This window comes from Parasediminibacterium sp. HNIBRBA5674 (genome assembly GCF_056745525.1).
In genome coordinates this window covers 287,118-311,306 of the sequence record NZ_JBQWIE010000001.1, presented here as the reverse complement: position 1 = coordinate 311,306, position 24,189 = coordinate 287,118, and the positions used below count along the sequence as shown (strand labels likewise).

General features: G+C 36.2%; 23 protein-coding genes. 11 read left to right on the top strand and 12 right to left on the bottom strand.

The window, feature by feature from the left end:
• Positions 1-57 precede the first annotated feature (57 nt).
• Together ACT9TX_RS01265 and ACT9TX_RS01260 are read left to right on the top strand one after the other, a co-directional pair.
• Positions 58-999, top strand: a complete 942-nt coding sequence (locus tag ACT9TX_RS01265) for an alpha-E domain-containing protein (protein ID WP_481336313.1) — start codon at positions 58-60, stop codon at positions 997-999.
• Between the two features lie 82 nt (positions 1,000-1,081).
• Positions 1,082-1,588, top strand: a complete 507-nt coding sequence (locus ACT9TX_RS01260) for a hypothetical protein (RefSeq protein WP_481336312.1) — start codon at positions 1,082-1,084, stop codon at positions 1,586-1,588.
• Between the two features lie 168 nt (positions 1,589-1,756).
• Here ACT9TX_RS01260 and ACT9TX_RS01255 read toward each other — a convergent pair whose 3' ends face one another.
• Complete coding sequence (locus tag ACT9TX_RS01255) at positions 1,757-2,692, bottom strand: BsuBI/PstI family type II restriction endonuclease (RefSeq protein WP_481336311.1); 936 nt, start codon at positions 2,690-2,692, stop codon at positions 1,757-1,759.
• Positions 2,679-4,280: an Eco57I restriction-modification methylase domain-containing protein gene (locus ACT9TX_RS01250; RefSeq protein ID WP_481336310.1), complete on the bottom strand. Its 1,602-nt coding sequence runs from the start codon at positions 4,278-4,280 to the stop codon at positions 2,679-2,681. Before ACT9TX_RS01250 ends, ACT9TX_RS01255 begins: the two co-directional genes overlap by 14 nt.
• A gap of 421 nt (positions 4,281-4,701) precedes the next feature.
• Here ACT9TX_RS01250 and ACT9TX_RS01245 point away from each other — a divergent pair, with 421 nt between their 5' ends.
• Positions 4,702-5,082 carry a hypothetical protein gene (locus tag ACT9TX_RS01245; protein ID WP_481336309.1) on the top strand — a complete coding sequence of 127 codons (381 nt, stop codon included), beginning with the start codon at positions 4,702-4,704 and terminating at the stop codon, positions 5,080-5,082.
• A 185-nt stretch (positions 5,083-5,267) separates the two neighbouring features.
• On the opposite strand, the gene ACT9TX_RS01240 is transcribed toward ACT9TX_RS01245, so the two are convergent.
• Positions 5,268-5,765, bottom strand: a complete 498-nt coding sequence (locus tag ACT9TX_RS01240) for a hypothetical protein (protein WP_481336308.1) — start codon at positions 5,763-5,765, stop codon at positions 5,268-5,270.
• 255 nt (positions 5,766-6,020) lie between these two features.
• Here ACT9TX_RS01240 and ACT9TX_RS01235 point away from each other — a divergent pair, with 255 nt between their 5' ends.
• Positions 6,021-7,286, top strand: a complete 1,266-nt coding sequence (locus tag ACT9TX_RS01235) for a replication-associated recombination protein A (protein ID WP_481336307.1) — start codon at positions 6,021-6,023, stop codon at positions 7,284-7,286.
• A 95-nt stretch (positions 7,287-7,381) separates the two neighbouring features.
• Here the strand turns inward: ACT9TX_RS01235 and ACT9TX_RS01230 are convergent, their stop codons facing one another.
• Positions 7,382-8,548, bottom strand: a complete 1,167-nt coding sequence (locus ACT9TX_RS01230) for an aldose epimerase family protein (RefSeq protein WP_481336305.1) — start codon at positions 8,546-8,548, stop codon at positions 7,382-7,384.
• Positions 8,549-8,686: 138 nt separating this feature from the next.
• On the bottom strand, positions 8,687-9,439 hold the full coding sequence (locus tag ACT9TX_RS01225) for an XRE family transcriptional regulator (protein WP_481336304.1): 753 nt from the start codon (positions 9,437-9,439) through the stop codon (positions 8,687-8,689).
• A gap of 430 nt (positions 9,440-9,869) precedes the next feature.
• Here ACT9TX_RS01225 and ACT9TX_RS01220 point away from each other — a divergent pair, with 430 nt between their 5' ends.
• From ACT9TX_RS01220 to ACT9TX_RS01200, 5 genes are all read left to right on the top strand, one after another.
• Positions 9,870-11,120 carry a dicarboxylate/amino acid:cation symporter gene (locus tag ACT9TX_RS01220; RefSeq protein WP_481336302.1) on the top strand — a complete coding sequence of 417 codons (1,251 nt, stop codon included), beginning with the start codon at positions 9,870-9,872 and terminating at the stop codon, positions 11,118-11,120.
• A 42-nt stretch (positions 11,121-11,162) separates the two neighbouring features.
• The gene (locus ACT9TX_RS01215; protein ID WP_481336300.1) at positions 11,163-12,113 is read left to right on the top strand and encodes a DedA family protein; all 951 of its coding nucleotides are present in this window, start codon (positions 11,163-11,165) and stop codon (positions 12,111-12,113) included.
• An 8-nt stretch (positions 12,114-12,121) separates the two neighbouring features.
• Positions 12,122-13,360 carry an MFS transporter gene (locus tag ACT9TX_RS01210; protein WP_481336298.1) on the top strand — a complete coding sequence of 413 codons (1,239 nt, stop codon included), beginning with the start codon at positions 12,122-12,124 and terminating at the stop codon, positions 13,358-13,360.
• An 81-nt stretch (positions 13,361-13,441) separates the two neighbouring features.
• Positions 13,442-14,692 (top strand): MFS transporter, encoded by a 1,251-nt coding sequence (locus ACT9TX_RS01205; protein WP_481336297.1) that lies wholly within the window; start codon positions 13,442-13,444, stop codon positions 14,690-14,692.
• 30 nt (positions 14,693-14,722) lie between these two features.
• On the top strand, positions 14,723-15,763 hold the full coding sequence (locus ACT9TX_RS01200; RefSeq protein ID WP_481336296.1) for a glycosyltransferase family 9 protein: 1,041 nt from the start codon (positions 14,723-14,725) through the stop codon (positions 15,761-15,763).
• Here the strand turns inward: ACT9TX_RS01200 and ACT9TX_RS01195 are convergent, their stop codons facing one another.
• The 7 genes from ACT9TX_RS01195 to ACT9TX_RS01165 all read right to left on the bottom strand — a co-directional run bounded on the left by ACT9TX_RS01195 (position 15,764) and on the right by ACT9TX_RS01165 (position 21,195).
• Complete coding sequence (locus tag ACT9TX_RS01195; protein WP_481336294.1) at positions 15,764-16,123, bottom strand: DUF4296 domain-containing protein; 360 nt, start codon at positions 16,121-16,123, stop codon at positions 15,764-15,766. It lies immediately after the preceding gene.
• Positions 16,123-17,043 (bottom strand): type IX secretion system protein PorD, encoded by a 921-nt coding sequence (gene porD, locus ACT9TX_RS01190; RefSeq protein ID WP_481336293.1) that lies wholly within the window; start codon positions 17,041-17,043, stop codon positions 16,123-16,125. The genes ACT9TX_RS01195 and porD overlap by 1 nt, the downstream gene beginning before the upstream one ends.
• Entirely contained in the window at positions 17,036-18,232 is a 1,197-nt protein-coding gene (gene coaBC, locus ACT9TX_RS01185) for a bifunctional phosphopantothenoylcysteine decarboxylase/phosphopantothenate--cysteine ligase CoaBC (RefSeq protein ID WP_481336292.1), read from the bottom strand. The genes porD and coaBC overlap by 8 nt, the downstream gene beginning before the upstream one ends.
• A 70-nt stretch (positions 18,233-18,302) precedes the next feature.
• Positions 18,303-18,647 carry a DNA-directed RNA polymerase subunit omega gene (locus ACT9TX_RS01180; RefSeq protein WP_379012589.1) on the bottom strand — a complete coding sequence of 115 codons (345 nt, stop codon included), beginning with the start codon at positions 18,645-18,647 and terminating at the stop codon, positions 18,303-18,305.
• The gene (locus ACT9TX_RS01175) at positions 18,622-19,440 is read right to left on the bottom strand and encodes an outer membrane protein assembly factor BamD (protein WP_481336290.1); all 819 of its coding nucleotides are present in this window, start codon (positions 19,438-19,440) and stop codon (positions 18,622-18,624) included. Before ACT9TX_RS01175 ends, ACT9TX_RS01180 begins: the two co-directional genes overlap by 26 nt.
• A 134-nt stretch (positions 19,441-19,574) precedes the next feature.
• The gene (locus tag ACT9TX_RS01170) at positions 19,575-20,369 is read right to left on the bottom strand and encodes an OmpA family protein (protein WP_481336289.1); all 795 of its coding nucleotides are present in this window, start codon (positions 20,367-20,369) and stop codon (positions 19,575-19,577) included.
• A gap of 34 nt (positions 20,370-20,403) precedes the next feature.
• Positions 20,404-21,195, bottom strand: a complete 792-nt coding sequence (locus tag ACT9TX_RS01165; RefSeq protein ID WP_481336288.1) for a hypothetical protein — start codon at positions 21,193-21,195, stop codon at positions 20,404-20,406.
• A 204-nt stretch (positions 21,196-21,399) separates the two neighbouring features.
• Between ACT9TX_RS01165 and ACT9TX_RS01160 the strand changes: the two genes are divergently transcribed.
• Together ACT9TX_RS01160 and recJ are read left to right on the top strand one after the other, a co-directional pair.
• Entirely contained in the window at positions 21,400-22,362 is a 963-nt protein-coding gene (locus ACT9TX_RS01160) for a polyprenyl synthetase family protein (RefSeq protein ID WP_481336286.1), read from the top strand.
• A 95-nt stretch (positions 22,363-22,457) separates the two neighbouring features.
• Complete coding sequence (gene recJ / locus ACT9TX_RS01155) at positions 22,458-24,158, top strand: single-stranded-DNA-specific exonuclease RecJ (protein WP_481336285.1); 1,701 nt, start codon at positions 22,458-22,460, stop codon at positions 24,156-24,158.
• Positions 24,159-24,189: the final 31 nt, after the last annotated feature.

The window sequence follows — 24,189 nt, the reverse complement described above, 5'->3', positions numbered from 1 at the left end:
TCATCTGTTCAATCTGTGTTGCTATTTATTTGGATTAATTTATAAATCAATTACAACATGCTTAGTAGAATTGCAGATTCATTATTTTGGACCAATAGATATATGGAACGTGCAGATGGCTTATTGCGCTGCACCATGACTAACTACATTTTAATGTTTGATAAGGGCGTAACTAACAACCTTAGCTGGCAGCATATTTTACAAATATTTTCTAATAGCGATGACGCTACTATTGAAGCCATGCAGTTTAATACAGAGGCTGCCTTGAAAGAATTATTGCTAAATACTGGCAACCCTGGCTCGCTAAAATGCATTATGGGCAAGGCAAGAGAAAATGCCCGTGCTATACAAGATAATATCACCAAAGAAGTATGGGAACAAGTAAATGGTATGTATCATGCTATTAATGCACCCAACCTTGAAGATAAATTGAAAAGCTACGAAGCGCTAGAACTAGTAGATACCTTTAGCAAAGAAAGTATTTTATACAATGGTGTTACAGATACTACCATGCCTCGTGGGCTAGGCTGGGCTTTTATGAACCTTGGTAGATACATTGAACGCTGCTTTATAACCATAGAAGTGGCCGACAAGTTTTTTAGTATGATAGACTATAAGCTTGATGATGAAAAAGATATTTTACAATGGCGACCAATGTTATTGGCTTTATCTGGTTACGAGCTGCACCTTAAAACCTACAGAAGTGCTGCGCATAACGAGAATGCCTTGCACCAAGTGGTGTTTAATAAAGACTTTACTAGAAGCATTATTTACTCACTTAGTCGCACCTCAAAATACTTGGTAGATGTGTTGCAAGAAAACAATACAGAACATAAAGATGCCATCACCAAACGCTTTGGCAGATTGTTAAGCAAGGTTGAATACACAGATTTTGATACGCTAAACAGCACTAACCTAGAGGCATTTTTTGATGAGATACGAACAGAACTTGCAGCCTTTAGCAATATGATAGGCCAAATATTCTTCTCATACGTATAAAGCAAAAGCCCTACAATATTTACCAAAATTGTAGGGCTTTTTACATAAAAATAGTTCATCTTGCAGGCCTGAAAGGATAGCTATGTTAGGAATAAAAATATACAGAATACTCACTTTTATTTTACTACCAATTGAAATATTGATGGGCCTAATGGCATTGCTAATGTTAGTAATGTCATTAGGCAATATTGCTGCGTTGCTACCAGTATTTATGATTAGCTGCACCGTTATTTACATCTTCTCAAGTTTTCGTTTTTTAAACAGTGGTATAGAGCAACACAAGCCTTTAAAAGCCAGCCTTAAGCATTGGATAAAAGTAAATGGCTACGTAAGTGTAGGCTTTTGTATGCTCATGATTACACAGCTCATCACTATTTTATTACACCAAGAACTATTGCAAGAAATGTATCAACAAGCGATAGTAATGCAAAGCAAAATGAAAGGGCAGAAATTGCCAGAACAAGTGTTTAAAAACGTAATGATAGGCATGCTTTGTGGCATACTTACCTATGCTGTATTGCTTTTAGTACACACGTTTATGAGCTTTCGCTTTGTAAGGCAGTACCAGCATTTGTTTGATGAAGAATAACGCCACATGTCTACAGTGCAATAACAACACTATCAGCCTTCAAGCGTAAGATAATTATTTATTGGTCATCGCTAGTACAAAGCCCACCGATATAGGCGTCGCACACTGCGGCTATAGCAAGTGTTTGGGCTTTTATTGAAGCGTAGGTGTTATAAGTTACTAATCATACTATCTCGGTCCCATAAAACGGTCGCCATTAAAGTGTATCATGTGTTCAGGAAAATCTACTACCCAAACTTCCGTCTCCCAAGCAATATTTGTAGAATGCTTTTTAAATTCTGCAAAGTCAGGAAATGCTGAAACATAAACTTTGCCTGCTTTACAGTCTTTAAGCAACTCTTCTAACTCAACAATTCGTTTTGGTGAAACAGGACCATGAGAAGTAACAGCTTCAATTAAATAAAGCCAATTTTTCTTTCTGTCAAATAAAACTACGTCTGGCAGTTTGCTATGTTGCGTTATTGGAATGCCAATTTCTTTCAATACTTTTTTGTCAACGTATAGGTCTTTGTTTGCCGTATCACCTAAATAAAGAACTTCACTGTCATTTGCAAAACGTGCCGCAAAATCTTGAACAATTGCAGCTTGTACAATATTATGTTTTCCAGCAGATAGCTTGAGCATTTTACCATTACTCAATTTTACAGGAATTAAATTTTGCTTTCTCTCTTTAAGATAACGCTTTGAAAGTTCGCCAACTTCTGACTTAAATCTTTCTGCACCTTCTTTCCATGCTTTTGTTCCATAAGTTTTTATAGCTTCCAAAGCTTCACCTGTTATTGCATAATGTGCATTAGGACTATTTACAGGAAGGCTTGGATTATCAGGATTATAATCTGCAATTCTTGCTTGAACAAATTGATGCAATACTTGCCTACGAAATGTTTCTCTGGTATTAGGTGCATATTCCTTTTTGTAAACGTCTTTACAAAATGCCATAATCCCTTTTGAAACTTTTAAGCTTGCTTTAGTTGCTTTGCTCCATTTACCATTAGGTTTAATATCGCAAAGGGCAAGCAATGTATAGGCTGAAATTTCGTTTTGTTGTGCTGCTGGCAACCCTAATTCTCTAAGAATTTCTTTTGCCTCGTCAATTTTGCTCATAAGCGAATATATGTTCTATATCAAAGTAGTTATTTATGATTTCGTCAATCTTTGATTGTGAAAAGTCTTTTAGCAATATTACTTGGTTGCCAATTTGCTTGATGTCTTCTAATGGCGGTAAAGGCATTTCTCTTAATTCGGTTGCACTAACATTAATATTTCCATTGAAGGTTCTGAAATATGTGTCAAATAGATTGCTGTTTAACAAAGCAGCAAGTCCTAATATTTCATTTCTTTCAAGATGCCCTTTGCGTCTATAAATATAATTAAGATGATTTTCTATGCCTATAAATTCTGCTTGTGCCATATCCGCAAAATAAGGTGTAGCAACTAATCTACTCTTATCGTCCTTAGCACTAAATCGGCGAAGAAAAACATAGTTTTTATTTGGCAGTAAAAGAGATTTTGTTTCTTCACAGAGTTGAATGTATTGCGGCTTGTTCCGCCTTGTAATCGGCCAGTCAAATTGCATTTTAGATGTGTTGACGAGTTGATACAATGGCACTAAAAAAACAGTTCCATTTTGATACCGCTCATACAAATATTGTGTTGCTCTAAATGAAACAACTGGGCCTGTAGAAATTTGAATATCGTATAGATGTAAATTTCCTTCCCACGATTTAAATAACTTTATTACGTTGTCATCTGTATCGTTTGTGGGAAGATGGATGATTTTTTCTTTTGACTTTAAGTCAATGAGTTCATCAGTTTTATAAATCTTTTTAGTAAAACTTTCGATGTCCTTTATCCCATTAGAATGTGTTACAAGTATTGAAGAAAGTTGCTCATTTAGTCTTTGTTTTTTACCTTTCAGTATTAGTGTTTCTTGCAAAACACTATCTCTATCAAAAGTATCAGTTCTAGAACCGAACAAATGGATATGTTCAATTTCTATCTCCGCAAAGAATGCCTCACGGAAAGCCCTGAAATAATTGCCCGACGCAAAGCTTCTAGGTGTAATAAATATTAGTTCGCCGCCTTCTTTTAAAAGTTTTGTAGCAACCATCATAAAAATTGAGTAGATATTTGGTTGCCCCCAAACAATAGACTTTGCTACAGTTGCCCTTTTATCATCCTTTGCTATTTTGAAATATGGCGGATTGGAAATTACAATGTCATACGTCGCATTTTTCGGTTCGGAAAAAAGTGTCGCCGAAACTTGAAAGCAGTCTTTGTTTTCAAGTACAAAATCGTTTGTGTTAAGGATTGCTTTGAACTGTATTTTATAATGTTTAAGCCATTTACCTAAATAATCAAGTACTGCTTGTGTGTAAGGCAAAATGTCTTGGTCTGTTTCATAAACAACAAGTTCAATCTCTTTTAAATTGTCATTCTGCCTCGTAAGTGTCTCAATGAGTGAGCTTGAAAGAATGGCTGTACCGCAACCAGGGTCAAGTATTTTGAATTTGTGTTTTGTTTCTTTGCTAAGTCCTGCCATGAAGTGTGCAATTTCTGTCGGCGTAAAAAATTGTCCGTTTTCCTTCTTGTGCTGTGTCGTAACAGTTTTTGTATAAAGCTGTCCAACCCTGTCGGCAAAGTGGCTTGGTAATTCATTAGTATGTGGTTTGATGTCTACCGTTACTGTCATACCAACAAATTTAGTAAAACAACTTATCATCAAATCATAGATTTTCACCCTTCCCCCACCCACCAATTTCATTTTGCCATTTTTAAATTGCTAGGTGGCGTTTTGAATGTTCTAGATGCCTATTTACTATTCAAAACACCGTTTAGAAATTGCTAGATGCCATTTTGAAATTTCAAAACGCCGTTTTGAATGTTCTAGGTGGTATTTTTAATCTTCTAAGTGCCATTTAGAATATTTTACCCCCATCTAGAATATTATTACCCCACCTAGAATATTATTACCCCACCAAAAATGTTTTTACCCCACCTAAAACGTGTTTTTTGTGGATAAACATGTTAAAAAATAATCCTACAATTAAACCAAACATGCAGCAACTATTTTTTACATTTATGGTATTATATAACTTTTTAAATAAGCAAGTATGCCAAAAACACCTTTGCGTATTGACATTCCTACTAATGTAGAGGATCAGTTGAAACTAGCTGATAACATTTACAAAAAACACACAACTGATGGGGCTAATAGTGTGCTTAAAGTAATGCAAGATTTTAAATGGGATGCTGTAGGGCCAAACATTCCGCTAGCATTGGCCAAGCACCAAGAAGCTGAAGAACTACAGAAGAAAATGGAAAAAGCCTATGAAGACAGAAACAAACTGATGGATGGCATTCCTGAAGGGCTTAAAAGTACCCGTGACTTTTTAAAGGGTGTATTTAGTAAATCGCCAAAAACCTTAGGCAATTATGGCTACACGGTAGATGACTCGCCAAAGCCACCAAAAGCTACAACCACAAAAGGATAACACTAGGGGCAATGGTATTCTTAAAAAAAATAAACACCTTGTAAATAAAGTTTGCAAGGTGTTTTTATTTGGTAGCGATTTTTGTGGATGGTTGAAAAGTGCAGATGTGAAGGATTTTAGACCCCAATAATTTATAGTTCATTATGCTTTAATAGAAAATATGGAACTGCTAGGTTGGCAATCCATCAAACAGTGTTGTTTGAAAAAAATAATTTTGTTGTTAAGTCAAGTTGTTTTGTTTTATAAATTGAATACTTGTCAATAGTCGAAATCAAAAGTTTGCAAATGTTTTCTGCTAACCACATTTCAATATCAATATTAGCTGTCCAACCTAGCTTCAAGAAGCCTTCACAAAGAATATAAGACTGTGTTGGTGTCCAAAATGCTTTGAATATATCGCTCAAGTATTCAAACTTTAAATCAATAAATGTATTTTCATCCGATGTGAAAAATTGAAAAGCTATTGGATTTGAAATTCTAAAAGCTGGGGCTTCGCCTTTCCCTCCACCAAGAAGAATATCGCCAATTTTTCCATCAAAGCATAACTCGTCTGCTGGTATATTTTCTAACAGTTCGTATACAGCAAGTTTTCTTGTTTCTTCATTAAAATTGACAAAGCCATTTGTCGAGGGGCATTCAATAAAACCTAAAAGGTTGTGTTTGTAAACATCAATTGCTGACATAATTAGTTATTCAGTTTTGTCATAAGGTTACAAATAACACAAGTATATATCAAGTTATACATACCATCAAATGTTTTCTTCGCTTTCATAGCATCATTGCGTGAAAAAATTACGCTACGATAAAAGCTGAATAGCGTATCGAAACGATGCAGTGTGCGACGCAACGATGTTACATAGTAGTACTAATGCTGGTTACCAAAAATTTACTACCAACAATTTGCTTTGTTTGCGTTCTTTGTGTGAAAGTACTTTGTTATGACGACCAACATGCCTTTAGCCGAAAGAATGCGCCCTACTACTTTAGACGAGTTGATAGGGCAAGAACACCTGACTGGCAAGGGCAGCATATTGCGTAAAGCCATTGAGCAGGGGCAAATACCATCGATGATTTTGTGGGGGCCGCCTGGTGTGGGCAAAACCACTATTGCCAATATTATTGCGCATACATTGAACATTGGTTATTTTCAATTAAGTGCCATAAGTAGTGGCGTAAAAGAGGTACGTGAAGTAATAGAACAAGCGAGGAAACTGAGTAAAGCGATTTTATTTATAGATGAGATTCACCGCTTTAACAAAGGCCAGCAAGATGCGTTGCTTGGTGCGGTAGAAAAAGGAACGATTACGTTGATAGGTGCTACTACCGAAAACCCATCGTTTGAAGTGAACAGCGCCTTGCTAAGTAGAAGTCAGGTGTATGTGTTGCGTGCCTTGCAGGAACAAGATTTGGTGAATTTATTGCACCAAGTAATTGCCAAAGATGCGGTGCTGCAACAGCACAACATTACCCTACAAGAAACGGCTGCATTGATTAAAATTTCTGGTGGTGATGCGAGGAAATTATTGAACTTGTTTGAGCTAGTGATTAGTCAGCACAAGCAACAAGACATTGTGGTAACCGATGCCATGGTGATGACCATTGCGCAGCAAAAAATAGCCCTGTACGATAAGCAAGGTGAGCAGCATTACGATATAATTTCTGCCTTTATAAAAAGTATGCGTGGCAGCGACCCAAATGGTGCTGTTTACTGGCTTGCCCGCATGATAGAAGGCGGTGAAGATGTAAAATTTATTGCTCGTAGAATGCTGATTTTCGCGAGTGAAGATGTTGGTAATGCTAACCCAAATGCGTTGCTACTAGCGAATGCAACTTTTGATGCCGTGAGCAAAATTGGCTACCCAGAAAGCAGAATTATTTTAAGCCAATGTGCTACGTATTTAGCTTCATCGGCCAAAAGCAATGCCGCTTACGAAGCCATTGGTAGTGCTTTGCAAGCGGTTCAGCAGCATGGTGATTTACCAGTACCATTGCACATTCGCAATGCACCTACTAAGCTGATGAAAGACATGAACTATGGTAAAAATTATCAGTATTCGCACCTTGGCGACAACAATTTTATACCACAAGAATATTTGCCTGCACCACTAGTAGGCAAAAGCTTTTATAAGCCTGGCAATAATGCCAGAGAAAATGAATTGCGCAAGTTTTTAAAAGAAAGGTGGCATGAAAAATATGGGTATTAAGCATAATTAAAATAATCATTACTAACTGTTTATGCAAATAAAAATCCCTCAACCAAATAATCAGTTGAGGGATTTTTTATAAAGCTAAATGCAGATTATTTTTTCACTAAAAACTTATAGAAAGAAGTGGTTTTATACACACCACCTGGCTTTAATACAGTGCTAGGAAATTGTGGCTGGTTTGGTGAATCTGGATAATGTTGTGTTTCTAAACAAAATGCTGAACGCAACGTATCTGTAGTGTTGTATTTGCATTTGTTTTTACCAGTCATAAAGTTACCACTGTAAAACTGTAAGCCCGGCTCTACGGTTAATACCTGCATTTCGATACCAGTTTTATCGCCCACAACAGATGCTGCAAGGTTGTAACCTGTGCCTTTGTAAGTATTTAATACATAGTTATGATCGTAGCCTTTACCATTTTTAAGTTGCTCATTAGCATCGTTAATTCTTTCGCCAATAGTTTTAGCTGTAGTAAAGTCAAATGGTGTACCAGCAACAGGTTCAGCTTTACCAGTTGGTATTAAAGTGCTGTCTACAGGTAGATAAGTTGCCGCATTTACCATCATACTGTGGTTTAAAATAGTGCCACTACCATTTAAGTTAAAATAAGCATGATTGGTTAGGTTTACAATGGTTGCTTTATCAGTTGTAGCTTCATAATCCATGCGTACTTGATTATCGTAAGTAACGGTGTAAGTTACTTTAACATTCAAGTTGCCAGGATAACCTTCTTCCATATCTTTTGATAAATAGCTTAATTCTAAGGCACTATCACCTACTTGTTTGGCATCAAAAACTACATAGTGAAAACCTTTTGGCCCGCCATGTAAAGCATTAGGTGCGTTATTAATGGCTAGGTTATATTCTTTACCGTCAATAGTAAATTTACCTTTAGCTATACGGTTGCCATAGCGACCAATAGTTGCACCAAAATAAGGTTCTTCTTTGTTTAGTTTAAAACTATCAAGGTTATCAAAACCAACAACAACATCTACCAATTTACCATTTTTATCTGGCACTAATAGACTTACAAAACGACCACCATAGTTAGTCAGTGCAAGCTGCATGTTGTTAGCATTTTTAAGTACATACAAGTTAGTTTGCTTGCCATCAATAGTTTGTTGAAAAGCTTTAGCATCTGGTATTATAGCAGTAATAGCAGTATCTGCACTTGCTGCATCGGCTGGTTTTGAGGTATTGTTACATGCAGTAGTAAGCAAGGTTGCTACTACAGAAAGCGATAAAAGATAACGATTCATACGGCTGTATTTGGTTAATAATTGTATTGCAATATTATTATTAAATGTCAATACTACAATTTATTTTATTGACAACTGGTAGCAATTAAAAAGGCCGCTAAGAATAGCAGCCTTGTACTTAACTAACCCCTATAAAAATTAATTTAGTTTCTTTTTAAGTGTAGACACTTGTTCTTGCAAATTATTTACCATACCTGCTAGCTGATTAACATCCCAACGTTGCACGGTGTTAGCTTTTTGCATGATATAGACAGCTTTCCAAATTTCAAGCACATCTTCTTCACTTACATTATATGGCTCGTAAATAGGATTATCGCTTACCAATGTGAGTTTGTTTTTAATACGATTATTTCTCATAATACGCTTGTAAACAATGCCTTCACTTTTTGATAGTACGATGTAACTATTACTATTTTTTACATCGTCTAGCGCTTCTACTTTTTCGCCTACAATTACGCTACCACTTGGTGTAGGCAACATGCTATCGCCTACAATTTCAAATGCTCGATACTGGCCTGGTGCTAGCATTGGTAATGTAAATGTGTTTAATTCATCTACAAAATCAGGATCAGCATAACCGGCTAGATAACCTGCAGCTGCTTTAACTGGTACAAACTGAATACTTACACTTTGTACAGCCGATTTTAGTTTTCGTCGCTGCTCTATATATGTACTGCCTTTTACTTCAGATAAATCTTGCAACAGTAGTTCATCTAAGCTTAGCTTAAAAATAACACTCATGGTTTCAAGCACATCTAAACGTGGTTCGGCACGTTCTTCTTCGTATGCACCTACAAGTGAGCGCTTAACGTTTAGTCTGTTAGCGAATTCTTCTTGTGTCCAACCTCTAAGTTTGCGGAGGTAGCGAAAGTTTTTGCCTGCGTAACTCATAACTAATTGATTTAGCCGCAAAATACTAATATTTTTAGTTTTACCAAATTTATTTTTAACCGCTGACTAAAAATAATTGAATTGATTACCTATGATTGGAAGAAAACATCCTAAAGATTGCTTTTAAATTACTGTAATATTTGAAAGATTTTTAGCTTGATAGCACTATTGCGTGAGGGATAGAAGTGGAAATCCTTTTTGTCCCGAAGGGCAAAAAGATTGCAGCGAATAGCCCGACCCAAAGGGGCACGCCAAAATAAAACAAAGCGGCTCTAGTGATTTAGTCGATGAAAAATGACCAAGTAGCGCAAACACAGCGTATTTATTGTTTAGTAAATGATGCGTATCGCTTTTTTATAGTGTTAATGCCTATATTGCCAAGCAAAACTACTGCTGCATGTGGGTGGCGGTACTGACTAAATTGTAGCTGATGAAACAAAATAAATTAACGACCGCCATTTTAGTGGCCATGGTGCTTGGTATAGCTGTGGGCTTGGTAATTCATACCTATGGAGCGCCTGAAACAATAAGCGCATTTGCCAAAAACATTAAACTACTTGGTACTATTTTTATCCGTTTGGTAAAAACCATTATTGCACCATTGGTATTTACAACGTTGGTAGTTGGTATTGCTAAACTGGGCGACTTAAAAACGGTAGGTCGTGTGGGTGGTAAAGCTATGTTGTGGTTTTTCTCAGCATCGCTAGTGAGTTTATTAATAGGTATGCTATTGGTAAATGTATTGCACCCTGGTAGCTATATTGATTTAACACAAGCTGATAACTCTGGCCTGAAAGATTTGATGAGTAAAACCTCAGAATTTTCTCTACAAAAATTTGTTGAGCACATTGTACCATCTAGCGCCTTTGAAGCAATGGCTAACAATGAGATTCTACAAATTGTGGTGTTCTCAATATTTTTTGGTGTGGCCGCTGCAAGCCTTGGTGAATACGCTAAGCCAGTAGTAAAAACACTAGATGTAGCTGCGCATATTATTTTAAAAATAGTAGGCTTTATTATGAATTTTGCACCGGTAGGTGTGTTTGGTACACTAGCTGCTGTGGTTGCAGAAAAAGGCTTAGGTATTTTTAAATTCTACTTTATCTACTTTGGCTACTTTACACTTGGTATAGCTTGCCTTTGGGCATTAATGATTTTAATAGGCTTTTTAGTATTGGGCAAACGCTTACCTGTAATGCTTAAACACATTGGCAACCCATTATTAATTGCTTTTAGCACCACAAGTAGCGAGGCGGTTTTTCCTAAACTGACAGAAGAACTAGAACGTTTTGGTTGCAAAAGCAATATTGTATCATTCATTTTACCATTGGGTTATTCGTTTAATCTTGATGGTAGCATGATGTACATGACATTTGCTAGCCTTGCCATTGCACAAGCTTATGGTATTCATTTAGATATTGGCACACAGCTTACTATGTTATTAGTGTTAATGCTTACTAGTAAAGGCATTGCAGGTGTACCAAGGGCTTCATTAATTATTGTATTGGCTACTTGCTCTATGTTTAAAATACCACCAGAAGGTGTGGCTTTAATATTACCAATTGACCATTTCTGCGACATGCTACGTACAGCAACCAATGTACTTGGTAATGCCTTGGCTACAAGCGTTGTAAGCAAATGGGAAGGAGCGCTAGAAAACGTGCAGCCACAAGAAGCATAATTCTTTTTAAGACCTAAAGCAACTTAACTTAATAATCCACTGATGAAACACTTTTTTAGTCTTATCTGTTTGCTAGTTGTAACATCGCTTTCGTGTATTGCACAATCTGATAGTGTAGTAGTAACCGTTCGTAATCAGTACGAAACCGAAATAAAAGATGCGACTGTAACAGTAGTAAAAACAGGAGAAACTGCCACTACTAATAACCGTGGTTTGGTGACACTTAAAGCAAGTATTGGCGACTCAATTACCATCAACAAAGAAAAATACGATAGCACTGCTATTACTATACAACACGTAAAAGGCGAGATTAATGCCATTGCACACAAACAGTTTACTTGGAAGGATTTAATAACCCCAATGTTCTATATAATTAATGGTGGTTTGTGGTTGATTTTACTCATCATTTTTGCAGAAACAGGTTTGTTTATTGGCTTCTTTTTCCCTGGTGATTCATTACTATTTGTAGCAGGCATTTTTAGCGATAAACTAGCTGCATCGGTATTTGATACTGGCAATGTGTACCTAAACTTATTAATAATTATTGCTTTAATTACCGCTTCAGGTATTTTAGGTAATGCCGCAGGCTATTGGTTTGGCAGACGCATTGGCACTGCAATGTTTCAATGGAATGATAATATTTTATTTAAAAAGAAATACCTACACCAAGCACATGACTTTTACGAAAAACATGGTGGTGGTGCCATTGTATTTGCCCGCTTTGTACCTATTGTAAGAACGTTTGCACCAATAATTGCTGGTATAGTAGGCATGGATAATAAAAAGTTTACGTTCTTTAATATTGTTGGTTGCATTGCTTGGGTAGCTAGTATGATACTTGGTGGTCACTTTTTACAACAATGGATTTTAAACCAATTTCATTTCGACTTGAAACAACATTTAGAAGTAATAGTACTAGGTATTGTGTTTGTAACCACAGCGCCTGTTATTGTGAAACTAGTGTTTGGTAAAGCTTCTTCAACCCAGAAATAATATACACCATGACAAAGAAGGAATATGGTATTCTATCACTTCCTGTAATTGTTGGTTCACTTGGTTTTTTTGTTGATATCTACGATTTGCTGCTGTTTAATATCGTTCGCAAAAAAAGTTTGGCTGAACTACATGTACCTGATGCGCTAGCCAAAGAATTTGGTGAAAGTGTCGTAAGCTGGCAAATGCTTGGCCTTGTAGTGGGTGGCATTTTATGGGGCATGCTAGGCGATAAAAAAGGGCGTAAGAGTGTATTGTTTGGTTCTATCGTTTTGTATTCTGCCGCTACTGTAGCCAATGGTTTGGTACAAACTGTAGAACAATATACCATACTAAGATTTATAGCTGCACTTGGTCTTGCTGGCGAGCTTGGTGCAAGCATTACACTAGTAAGCGAAATGCTACCAAAAGATAAGCGTGGTATTGGCAATTCTATCATTGCTACAAGTGGTGTACTAGGCACTATTGCCGCCTATTATGTGTATGCTTTAAGTGGTGAAAACTGGCGCTTGTGTTATTACATTGGTGGCGCTATGGGCTTTATGCTATTGTTTTTACGTGTAGGCGTTTTAGAAAGTACTATATACGATACTGCCAAAAAACAATCTACCGAAATGGGCAATTTTGCTATGTTCTTTACTAGTTGGGAGCGCTTTTGGCGCTACTTACGCTCTATCTTAATTGGCTTGCCGGTATGGTTTGTAATTGGCGTATTAATTAGTTTCTCAGATGAATTTGCCAAACGTTTCGGTATTACAGGCTTTGATCAACCCAAAGCTTTAATGTTTCAATATTCCGCTTTAACCTTTGGTGATATGGGTGCAGGTTTATTAAGCAATTACTTTAAAAGCCGTAAGAAAACCTTGCTTATTTACTATTTCATTTTATCTGTATTTATTGCCTTATTCTTCATCTTAAAAGGTGGTGGTAGCGCTAGTAATATGTATCTCTTATGCATGGGTCTTGGTTTTGGTTCAGGTATTTCTGTATTGTATATTACTATGAGTGCTGAACAATTTGGTACTAACTTGCGAGCAACAGCAGCCATTTCTATTCCTAATTTGGTGCGTGGCTTCTTGCCATTAATCATACTATTATTCAAATTCTTAAGAAGCGAAACGGTGTTAAATAACTACGTAACAGCAGCTTGGGTAACCGCTATTATTGTAATTATCACAGGCTTGGTATCGGTATTATTTACCAAGGAAACGTTTAATAAAGATTTAGATTTTGTAGAAAGCAACTAACCACATAGACACTAAGGCACAAAATAGAGACTCACTAAAACTATGTGACTATCTGCCTATGTGGTGACAAACAAGACAACCATGACACAACAACAAAAACAATTTGGGCTTTTTTCTATACCAGTTATTGTAGCTGCGCTTGGCTACTTTGTAGACATTTACGACTTATTACTATTTACCATTGTACGTGAACCAAGCTTGCAAGGCTTAGGCGTAATTCTTACAGATAAGGTAGCAGTACTTGCTGCAAGTGCCAAGATTATTAACTGGCAAATGGTAGGCTTATTAATTGGCGGTATTCTTTGGGGCGTTATTGGCGACAAAAAAGGTAGATTGAGCGTGTTGTTTGGTTCAATAGCCATGTATTCTGTGGCTAATTTTGTAACAGGTTATATTCAAACAGTAGAGCATTATGCTTGGGCAAGATTTGTAGCAGGCATTGGCCTTGCAGGCGAGCTTGGTGCAGGCATTACGTTAATTAGCGAATTGCTACCACAAAACAAACGTGGTGTGGGTACATCGCTAGTGGCTGGTGTGGGCTTGTTTGGTGCTGTGTTTGCCTACTTTACATTTAAACTTACTGGTGACTGGCGCTTGTGTTACAAGATAGGTGGTGGTCTTGGTGTAGGGCTATTATTGTTACGCATTTCAGTGGCTGAAAGTGGTATGTTTCAGCAGGCCAAACAGCAAGATGTACAGCGTGGTAATTTCTTGATGTTTTTTACCAAAGGCACACGTTTTAAGAAGTATATGCTAGCTATTTTAATTGGCTTGCCTACCTGGTATGTGATTGGTATTTTGGTAAATTATAGTAATCGCTTTGCAAAAGAATTTTATGGCGATAACCATATAGAAAGTGGCAGAGCCATCATGTTTGCGTATGTAGGCATTGCCTTCGGCGATATTTTAATAGGTTTACTTAGCCAATATTTACAAAGCAGAAAGAAAGCCTTGTTTAGCTTTTACGGCCTTACCATTGCATCCTTGATTTTGTTTTTCAGTCCATTTATACAAAATGACGACAAAATGTATTTGGTGTGTGGCTTACTAGGGTTTTCTACTGGCTTCTGGGCCATTTTTGTAACCATGGGTGCAGAACAATTTGGCACCAACTTACGTGCTACTGCCGCTACTACTATACCAAATATGGTGCGTGGTGGATTGTATTTAATCAACTTACTATTTTTTGATTTATTTGTAAAAAGTTGGGAGTACTCACTAACAAAAAGCGGCATTATTACAGGCTGTATTGTGATGAGTATTGCCCTACTATCAGCCTTTTTCTCAGAAGAAACCTTTCATAAGGATTTGAATTATGTAGAGCATCCCTAGCCCTAAAGGGAATAATAAAAACTTTGATAAATGATTGAGATTAGTAACGATAATAGCGATTTAAAAAAACACCCTTCAGGGGCAGGGGTAAAATTTTTGGTCATTCGCTTCTCTTCTATTGGTGATATTGTATTGGCTACACCTGCCATTCGCTGCTTAAAACAGCAAATACCCAATGCAGAAGTACATTTTTTAAGCAAGCAAAGCTTTAAAGCCGTTACCGAAGCCAATCCTTATATCGACAAGTTCTTTTACCTAAACAACAACCTCGATAGCCTTATTGCAGAACTTAAACTTGAGCAATACGATTATATCATTGACTTACACAAAAACTTTAGAACTTTTAGAATAAAACTCGCTTTAGACTGCCCATCATTTACCTACAAAAAAGAAAGTTGGGCAAAGTTTCTACTAACAAATTTTGGCATCAACCGCATGAGTGGTAGGCATATTAGCGATAGATGTGTAGATACTTTAGCACCACTTGGCGTGGTGAACGATGGTAAAGGCTTAGATTATTTTATACCCGAAAAAGACGTCGTACCAATCACCGATTTACCAGCGCAGCATCGTTTTGGGTTTATAGCCATCGTTATTGGCGCTTCTTATTTTACCAAAAAACTACCTGTACAAAAGTTACAAGAACTGTGTTTAAAAATAGATTATCCCATTGTTTTATTGGGCGGTAAAGAAGATGCAGAAGTAGGTAATCAGGTAGCTAGTGTAGATGATATTAAAATTTATAACGCCTGCGGCAAATTTCGCCTGAACGAATCTGCAGATTTGGTGCGACTTTCCAAGTTGGTTATTTCTCACGATACAGGTTTACAATACATTGCTTGTGCGTTGGGCAAAAAAGTATTGGCCATTTGGGGCGGCACTTCGCCTAAACTTGATGTAGAACCGTATTATGGTAATCGTACAGGTATGTACGAAAACTTTATAGTGCCTGAGTTAAGCTGTCAGCCTTGTAGCAATTTTGGCACTAAAACTTGCCCTAAAAAGCATTTTAAATGCATGATGCTACATGATATAGAAGCCGTTGCCAACAAGGCGTTACAATGGAAATAACTAGTATTTTCTTGGACCTTTGTAGCTCGCTTTTACACGTTCACCATAAGCAACCACTGAATCTATCAATACTTTCATTTTGTCGGGCCTAGTTTGGTAATATTGATAACTATTGTAAAATTGTTGTTTGGTGATATTATGCGAAGCAAATACTTGTTCGTACAACTGAATGTTCATTTGTCGAGTTTTGTGTACAGAATCGGCCATAGGTATTTGATTGAACCAAACATCTGCATTTTCAATATCCCACAAAATGGTTTTCATATCGTTAATAGCCAATGGTTCGTTAGCTTTAGGTTTTTTGTCACAAGCAACAACGACCAAACAAGTTACGATTATCACATACACTATAGCTCTCATTATTTCAACTCGTCTTTAAAGCGTTGGTTATTGGTTATATCAAGTTTGCTTAGCAGTTCAATGGCTTTGGCTTTATCTGCGTTGTTCGCTTTTTTAAAAACACCTATTAGTTCAGTGGTTTTGCTTTGCATAAACACTTGCACAAACATGGTATTTGTATTTTCTTGGTTAAATGCTTGTAGCTGCGTAAGTGTTTGCAGTAAACTAGCTCTTGCCTCAGCTTCTTTATCGTACATTTTATCTAACCCAGAACGGTAGTACGAGTAAATAACATCGTGAATAATATTGTATCTTGTATTAATCAAGTTTTCGTTTAGCCAATAGCGGTTACGCAAACCGTCAAATAATTTCCAGCCACTAATATTGCTAGCTTCAGGTGCATTGTTTACAATGCTTTGTGCTTTTTGGTAAAATTTATCGCCGCCTTTTGGGGCAAATGAATCATAATCTAAACCCAATATGGTGTAGCAATAAAAAGCAAGCGTTGCAGTTAAATTACCAATCAATGGGTCATTACCTTGTACACGGTTTTCATTAAACTCTATGGGCTGAAACTCAATATATTTGAACGTAAGGTCAGCATCTTGATAGTTAAGTAAAGCAGCTTGGTAACTACTGTTAAAAACTGGCCTTGCCGCTTGAATTATCAATGATGCTTTGTAAACATTTGTCTCTGCAATGCTTTCAAGATTTAGCAAAAAGCTACACTCAATCTTTTCGTTGGCCTTAAATTGATCAGTTGTCCATTTTCGGTTATTAATGAAATTATTGAGTTGATTTTGAAGTGTCGTAAACACTTTTCTATCTACAGTACTATTTATTCTGCTAGCATTTACCGTCACCTTAGCCTGAAATTCTTGCGCAAAAACAGGCAGTGATAATAAGGCAATGGCAAGCATTAAAACATTTTTCTTAACCATGTATTTTCGAAATAATAAATGATACAATATCTTTTGCAACTTCCTTTTTAGACTTTAATGCAAAGTTTATTTCTTCCCCAGACTTGTGTAAAATAGTTATTTTATTGGTATCAAAACCAAAGCCTGCACTATTGTCATTCAATGAATTTAGTACAATACAATCAGCGTTTTTATTTCTAAGTTTACCAAGTGCGTTTTCTTTTTCGTTATTAGTTTCTAATGCAAAGCCCGCTATAAACTGATGTGGCTTTTTTATTTGGCCAAGACTAAATAGAATATCCTTAGTTTTCGTCAAGCTTAAAGCCCAACTATCTTCTTTCTTTTTTACTTTCTCAGTAGCAATGGTTTCAGGTGTGTAATCAGCAACAGCAGCGCTCATTACAGCAATATCAGTTATTGCAAACTGCTCGTGACAAGCATTGTACATGTCTTGTGCACTTCTTACATCTTTACGAGTAATGCCTTTGTATGCTAAAGTTTCGTGAGTTGGTCCAGTTACTAAGGTTACATCTGCACCTTGCAGGTACAATTCTTCCGCAATAGCAAAACCCATTTTACCACTTGAATGATTACCAATAAAACGAACAGGGTCAATTGGCTCATAAGTAGGGCCAGCAGTCACCAATACTTCTTTACCTTTTAAAGTATTATTTCTAAAAAAATACTCTACAAGAAAGGTTACAATTTCTTCTGGTTCAGCCATTCTACCTTCACCAATAAGACCACTAGCTAGTTCGCCAGCGTTTACTTTTATAATAGTGTTACCATAACTTTCTAGTAGTGAAAGATTACGCTTTGTAGTGCCATGATGCCACATATCTTCATCCATAGCTGGCGCAGCCACCACTGGGCAAGTTGCTGACAAATAAGTAGCCATCAATAAATTATCGCAAATGCCATTAGCCATTTTGGCCAATGTATTACAACTTAAAGGTGCAACAATAAAAACATCTGCCCATCTACCTAAAGCAACATGGTTAGCCCATTCATCATTAGTAGCTAAATCATGCAGTACTTTATTTTTAGATAATGTAGCAAGCACTAAAGGCGACACAAAATCTTTCGAGGCTTCAGTTTGTACTACTTTTACTTCTGCACCAGCTTTTACCAAAAGCCTTACTAACAAAATGGTTTTGTAGGCAGCAATACTGCCTGAAATACCGATTAATATTTTTTTACCTGCTAGCATTTTTACAAAATGAAAGTAATAAAAAACGACAGTACAAAGACTGCCGTTTACAAATTGCGTTCGATATCTTCTATCTGAATAAATCGTTGTCGTTTTTACGGAAGTAAATTTTGTCTTCCATAAATTCTTGTGTTGCTAAAATAGCTGGATTTGGCATACGCTCATAAGCTCTTGAAATCTCAATTTGCTCTTTGTTTTCATGCACTTCTTCTAAGCTGTCGGTATGGCTAGCAAATTCTTCTAGCTTATTGTGCAATTCTTCGCGTATAGAAATATTTATTTGGTTAGCTCTTCTTGATGCAATAGCGATAGACTCGTATAAATTACCAGTCTTAGCTTTAATATCAACTAAGCTTTTGGTTTCTACAACCGCAGGTACATTGCTGCTATTAAAGTGTTTTTTTAGTTTGCTCATTTTGTTGTGTTTTTATAAAATTAGTTGATTGAGATTTATATTTTACTACTTCATCTAAATACTTACTTGTATTAAAGCGTTCTATAAAGTCAGCACATTCGCTCAATACCTTTTCGTAACGTTCTTTTTGTTTTTCCTCAAAACTCAATTCAGCGTACTTAAAGTACGATTTAATAACTAAGAGTTTGTATTGGTCTGCATTTTTAGAATCTGGAAAATTTTCAGAAATTGTTCCAAATGCAATCGCTGCAGCTTTGTAATAACCCAAGTTGTAATACAATTCAGCACTTTTATACTCTTTCTCTTCTAGCTTCTCTCTACACTCATCCATTAATGAATTAGCTTCTTTTACTTTTGGCGAATTTGGATGCGTGTTAATAAAAGCCTGTAACAAACTCATTGCCTTATTAGTATTGGTTTGATCCAATTCTACCTTAGGTGATTGCTTGTAAAAAGAATAAGCTCTCATGTATTCACACTCTTCTGAACGGTTACTAGCAGGAAAAGTTTCTGTAAATGACTTAAATAAATTCTCAGCATTTACATAGTCCTTTTGATAGTAATAACAGTAAGCCAGCTTATAATAAAGATCTTCATATCTAGCCGAACCTTTTATATAAGGCGACAAATCTTCGTACAAAACTTGAGCAAAATTGTATTTCTTCTCTGTGTAAAATTGCTCAGCCATTTTATACTTGTATTCGTAATCTTTACTCTTTAGTATTACACCAAACTTTGAGTTACAAGATACCAAAGCGACCAATAAAATTGAAAAAAGTAGAATCCTATTCATAAAAGTCTGCGAAAATAGTTAATTGTTCGCAATATATGCACTAAGATGTTTACTATGGCAGCAAAACGGTTAATAATAACACAAAAAAGGCTGTTTCAAAATTGAAACAGCCTTTTTTATAAAGAATAAATATCTTATTTAGATCTTAAGTTTGGATGAGGTGCAGGAACTGTATTAGGACCATCTTCAGTAGTACCTTGTAAATCTACAGTGTTAGCATCACCATTTTCGCCATAAAAGAATAATAATCTGCTTTCAGAAATACCTTGTTTTTCTACAAGATATTTAATCACGGCAGATACTCTATCATAGCTTAATTGCTGTGCTGCTTTTGAAGCTGTTGCTGTACCAACATAACCAATAACTTTTACTTTACAATCTGGGTTAGCTTTTATTTGAGCAGCAGCAGAAGCTAGAACAGTTTCAGCGTCTTTAGTTAAAGTAGCACCTTTTTTAAACTGTACACTTGGTAAACTAGCAATTGCACAAACTGGTGTAGCTGGTGCTACTTTAATATTTGCGATAGCAGTTCTTAATTCAGTGCAACATGCTGGTTCTGGGCAAGTACCAATACCATCGGCATTTACCGGGAAACATTTTTGAGAAGTTAATAACTCTTTGTCTTTGTAATCAGGTACGCCATCACCATCAGTATCTTTAGCAACACCGTGATTATCTACAGCAGCACCAGCTGGTGTGTTTGGTTCTAAATCGAACTGATCAGTTACACCGTCTTTATCAGCATCTGGTAATACAACCTTAGGCAATTTCATGTGCTTAGGTGCATTCAACTCGCTGTAAGCGTAATTGTTAGGATTTAACCAATATAAAGGTTCAACTCTTTTTTTACCAGTTTTTGATTGTGCGTCTGCACCTATTTGAATAAAGGCTAGTAAACCAATAATCAATAAGAATTTAATTTTATTCATAAATATTTTTTTAGTCAATTATTTAAAAAAGTTACTAGTTACCAAGATTAATATTTAATCTGATAGCGGTAAATGCAATAATATCTGGAGCAGAATATCCAGTAGAAGGTTTAAATCCGTCCAGATAATCATATCCATAGGTCGGAGCTATAAGTTTTTCCTCTACACCAATATTTAACTTATTATTAATTTTATAAGAAACACCAGCACCAAAATTTACAGTTGGCACTATCACTGTGGTTCCACCTTTTGATAGAGTATTTTCCCCTGGTAATCTTAATTTATTGCCAGATTTGTCTTTGGAACTAACACTAGCTAAAGACCCACCCACTAGTCCATACCAATCAAATTTTGGATTACCCCTGTAGAAACTTAAAGCGTTAATAGAGAAAATGGCGTCTAAAGAACCAGTAAACATTGTTGTTTTAATAAAACTTGTTTTACCAGGAATAGCAGGAATGCTGGCTTGAGAAAAGTAAATACTACCACGCAAAGAAACTAAGTGGCTTATAGATTTTCTAAGTGATGCACCAACTAAGTAGCCACCATTGTTATAGCTGTTACTACCTCGGCTTTTTGTAAATGCCGGGATATCGCCAATAACAATCATGTGTCCCAATGTAAATCCTAGTTCCCAAGCATTTCTTGGTTTTGGTGGATAAGGAAATTGATTGTTTAAAAACTCATTGTATTGAGGGATAGATTTGGTAGGAACTTTAGAAGAATCTTTCCAATCCCAACCCCAATCTGTTTTTGTCTGAGCATTGCCAGCTATTTGTAACATAACTAACACAGCTACTAAAAGAGTGTACTTTTTGCTTGCCATAAAATTGTTTTTTTGAATAATTTTTTTGTTTTAGTGCTAAAAGTGTGCCACAAAATTTATGAAATACTTTTAACAAAAATAAGGTTTACATTGTAACTACCAAAATCAAAAGACTATATTTTGTCATTTATTGGAAAATTAATTTTAGAATTTTCTTTTTTAAGCTTAAAACCAAGTTAGAAATTTATATTGCACCTCTTAATTATGCAAATTGCAAGAAAAATAATATCAAAAGAGTTAGTACTTTTTGAAGAACATTTCAGAGAAGCTGTGCGTAGCCGCGTACCACTGCTTGACAGAATAATGCAATACATAGTAAAGCGTAAAGGAAAGCAATTGAGACCAATGTTTGTATTACTTAGTGCAAAGCTAGGTGGAGAAATAACCGAATCTACTTACAGAGCAGCTTCATTAGTTGAACTTTTGCATACAGCAACTTTGGTACATGATGACGTTGTAGATGAAGCAGAAGAAAGAAGGGGCTTTTTTAGTATTAATGCTTTGTGGAAGAATAAAATTGCAGTACTTGTGGGTGATTATCTATTAGCAAAAGGATTGTTACTACCGCTTGATAATAAAGACTACGCTATCTTAAAAATCGTAACAAACGCAGTGAAAGTGATGAGCGAGGGTGAATTGTTGCAATTAGAAAAATCGAGAAACTTAAACCTTGACGAGAAAATTTATTACGACATAATTAATGGCAAAACTGCTTCATTATTAGCTTCTGCTTGTGCTGCTGGTGCTAGCAGCACTTTTGAAGATGAAACCGCGATTGAAAAGATGCGTTTGTTTGGTGAAAAAGTAGGCATGGCTTTTCAAATAAAAGATGACTTATTTGACTATGGCACAGCAGATATAGGCAAACCCACAGGCAATGATATTAAGGAGAAAAAACTAACGCTACCATTAATTTATACGCTTAATACTTGCGATAAAGCCACTAAAAAGAAAATCATTTACATCATTAAAAACCAAAACACGGTGCCTGAAAAAGTGGCCTATGTAATTGATGCCGTAAACCAATGTGGTGGTATTGATTACGCTACTAAAAAAATGTTCGCCTTTAGAGACGAAGCACTTGCAATATTACACAGTTTTGAAGATAGTGAAGCAAGACAAGCACTTGAAGAGCTAGTAAGATACACCACAGACAGACAATACTAAGGTTTGTCAAAATTGCTAAACAAAGTACAAAGCGTTTAAGTGTGCGACGCAACGAAGTTTAATAGTATTACAAAAGCCTGTAACCAAAATAATAAATGCAAAAACGTTGGAAAATATTATCGGCAGAAACAGGCTTAATTGATAGCCTTACTAGCGCTCTGAAAGTAAACAGAACGCTTTGCCAAATGCTGGTACAACGTGGCGTTGATAGCTATGAAAAAGCCAAAGATTATTTTAGACCTCAGCTTTCGCAATTACACAGCCCATGGCTGATGAAAGACATGGATAAAGCTGTTGCAAGAATTGAAGCAGCCTTTAAAAACAACGAAAAAATATTAGTTTTTGGTGATTATGATGTTGATGGTACCACTAGTGTGGCTAGTATGTTTCAATATTTAAAAAGCATTTACCCACATGTTGATTACTACATACCTCATAGATATAAAGAAGGCTACGGTGTGAGTAAAATGGGTATTGATTATGCAAAAGAGCAAGGTATTACGTTAATTGTTTCGCTTGACTGTGGTATAAAAAGTGTAGACCTAATTGCTTATGCAAAAGAGCTTGGTATTGACTTTATTGTGTGTGATCATCACTTGCCTGATGCAGAAATACCAAGGGCTGTAGCCATTTTAAATGCTAAGCAAATTGATTGTAGCTATCCTTACAAAGAGCTTTGTGGTTGTGGTGTAGGTTTTAAACTAATGCAGGCCATAAGCGAACGATTACAGCTACCTGACTCAAGCCATTTACAATACTTAGACCTTGTAGCTACTGCTATTGCAGCAGACATTGTACCTATCACAGGTGAAAATAGAATACTGGCTTTTTACGGCATCAAAAAAGTAAACGAAAATCCTTGTGCTGGCATTAAGGCACTGATAAAATTGTCGTCTGTAACAAAGGAAATGCACATTAACAATTTGGTGTTTGTAATAGCCCCAAGAATTAATGCCGCAGGCAGAATGGATGATGCGAAGAAAGCTGTGCAATTGTTTATAGAACAAGACTTTGATAAAGCATTGGCATTTGCAGAAATATTACAAACAGACAACACTGACCGAAGAGAAGCTGATAGCACCATAACAGAGGAAGCGCTTGCAATGATTGAGGGAAATCCTGATATGCTGCATCGAAAATCGACTGTTGTATATCAATCGCACTGGCATAAAGGCGTGGTAGGTATCGTAGCAAGTAGATTAATAGAAACCTATTATAGACCAACCATAGTACTTACTAAAAGTGGCGATGTTGTTGCAGGTAGTGCAAGAAGCGTTTCGGGCTTTAATTTATACGAAGCAATACATGCTTGTAAGAAACATTTGCTAGGCTATGGCGGGCACTTTGCTGCAGCAGGTATGACATTGCTACCAGAAGAAGTTGATAACTTTAGTAAAGCTTTTGAAAAAGCAGTAGCAGCAAGCATTACACCAGAATTATTAATTCCTGAAATAGTGATTGATGCTGAACTAAAGTTTAGCGAAATTACCCCTACATTTTACAAAATTATTAGTCAGATGGAACCATTTGGTCCAGACAATATGCGACCTGTTTTTGTAACTAGAAAAGTGGTAGAAACTGGCTTTAGCAGAATAGTAAAAGAGCAGCACGTGAAATTTGCGGTACGACAACAAAATGTAACTATGTCTGGCATTGGCTTTAATATGGCTGACAAGTTTCATTTACTGCAAATGAAAGAACCATTAGACATTGTGTACACAATTGACGAAAATACTTGGAATAACGAAACAACCATTCAACTAAAAGTTATTGATATAAAGTTGAGTGTTGAGTAAGTCATAAAATAAAAAACATCCTTCGCATTGC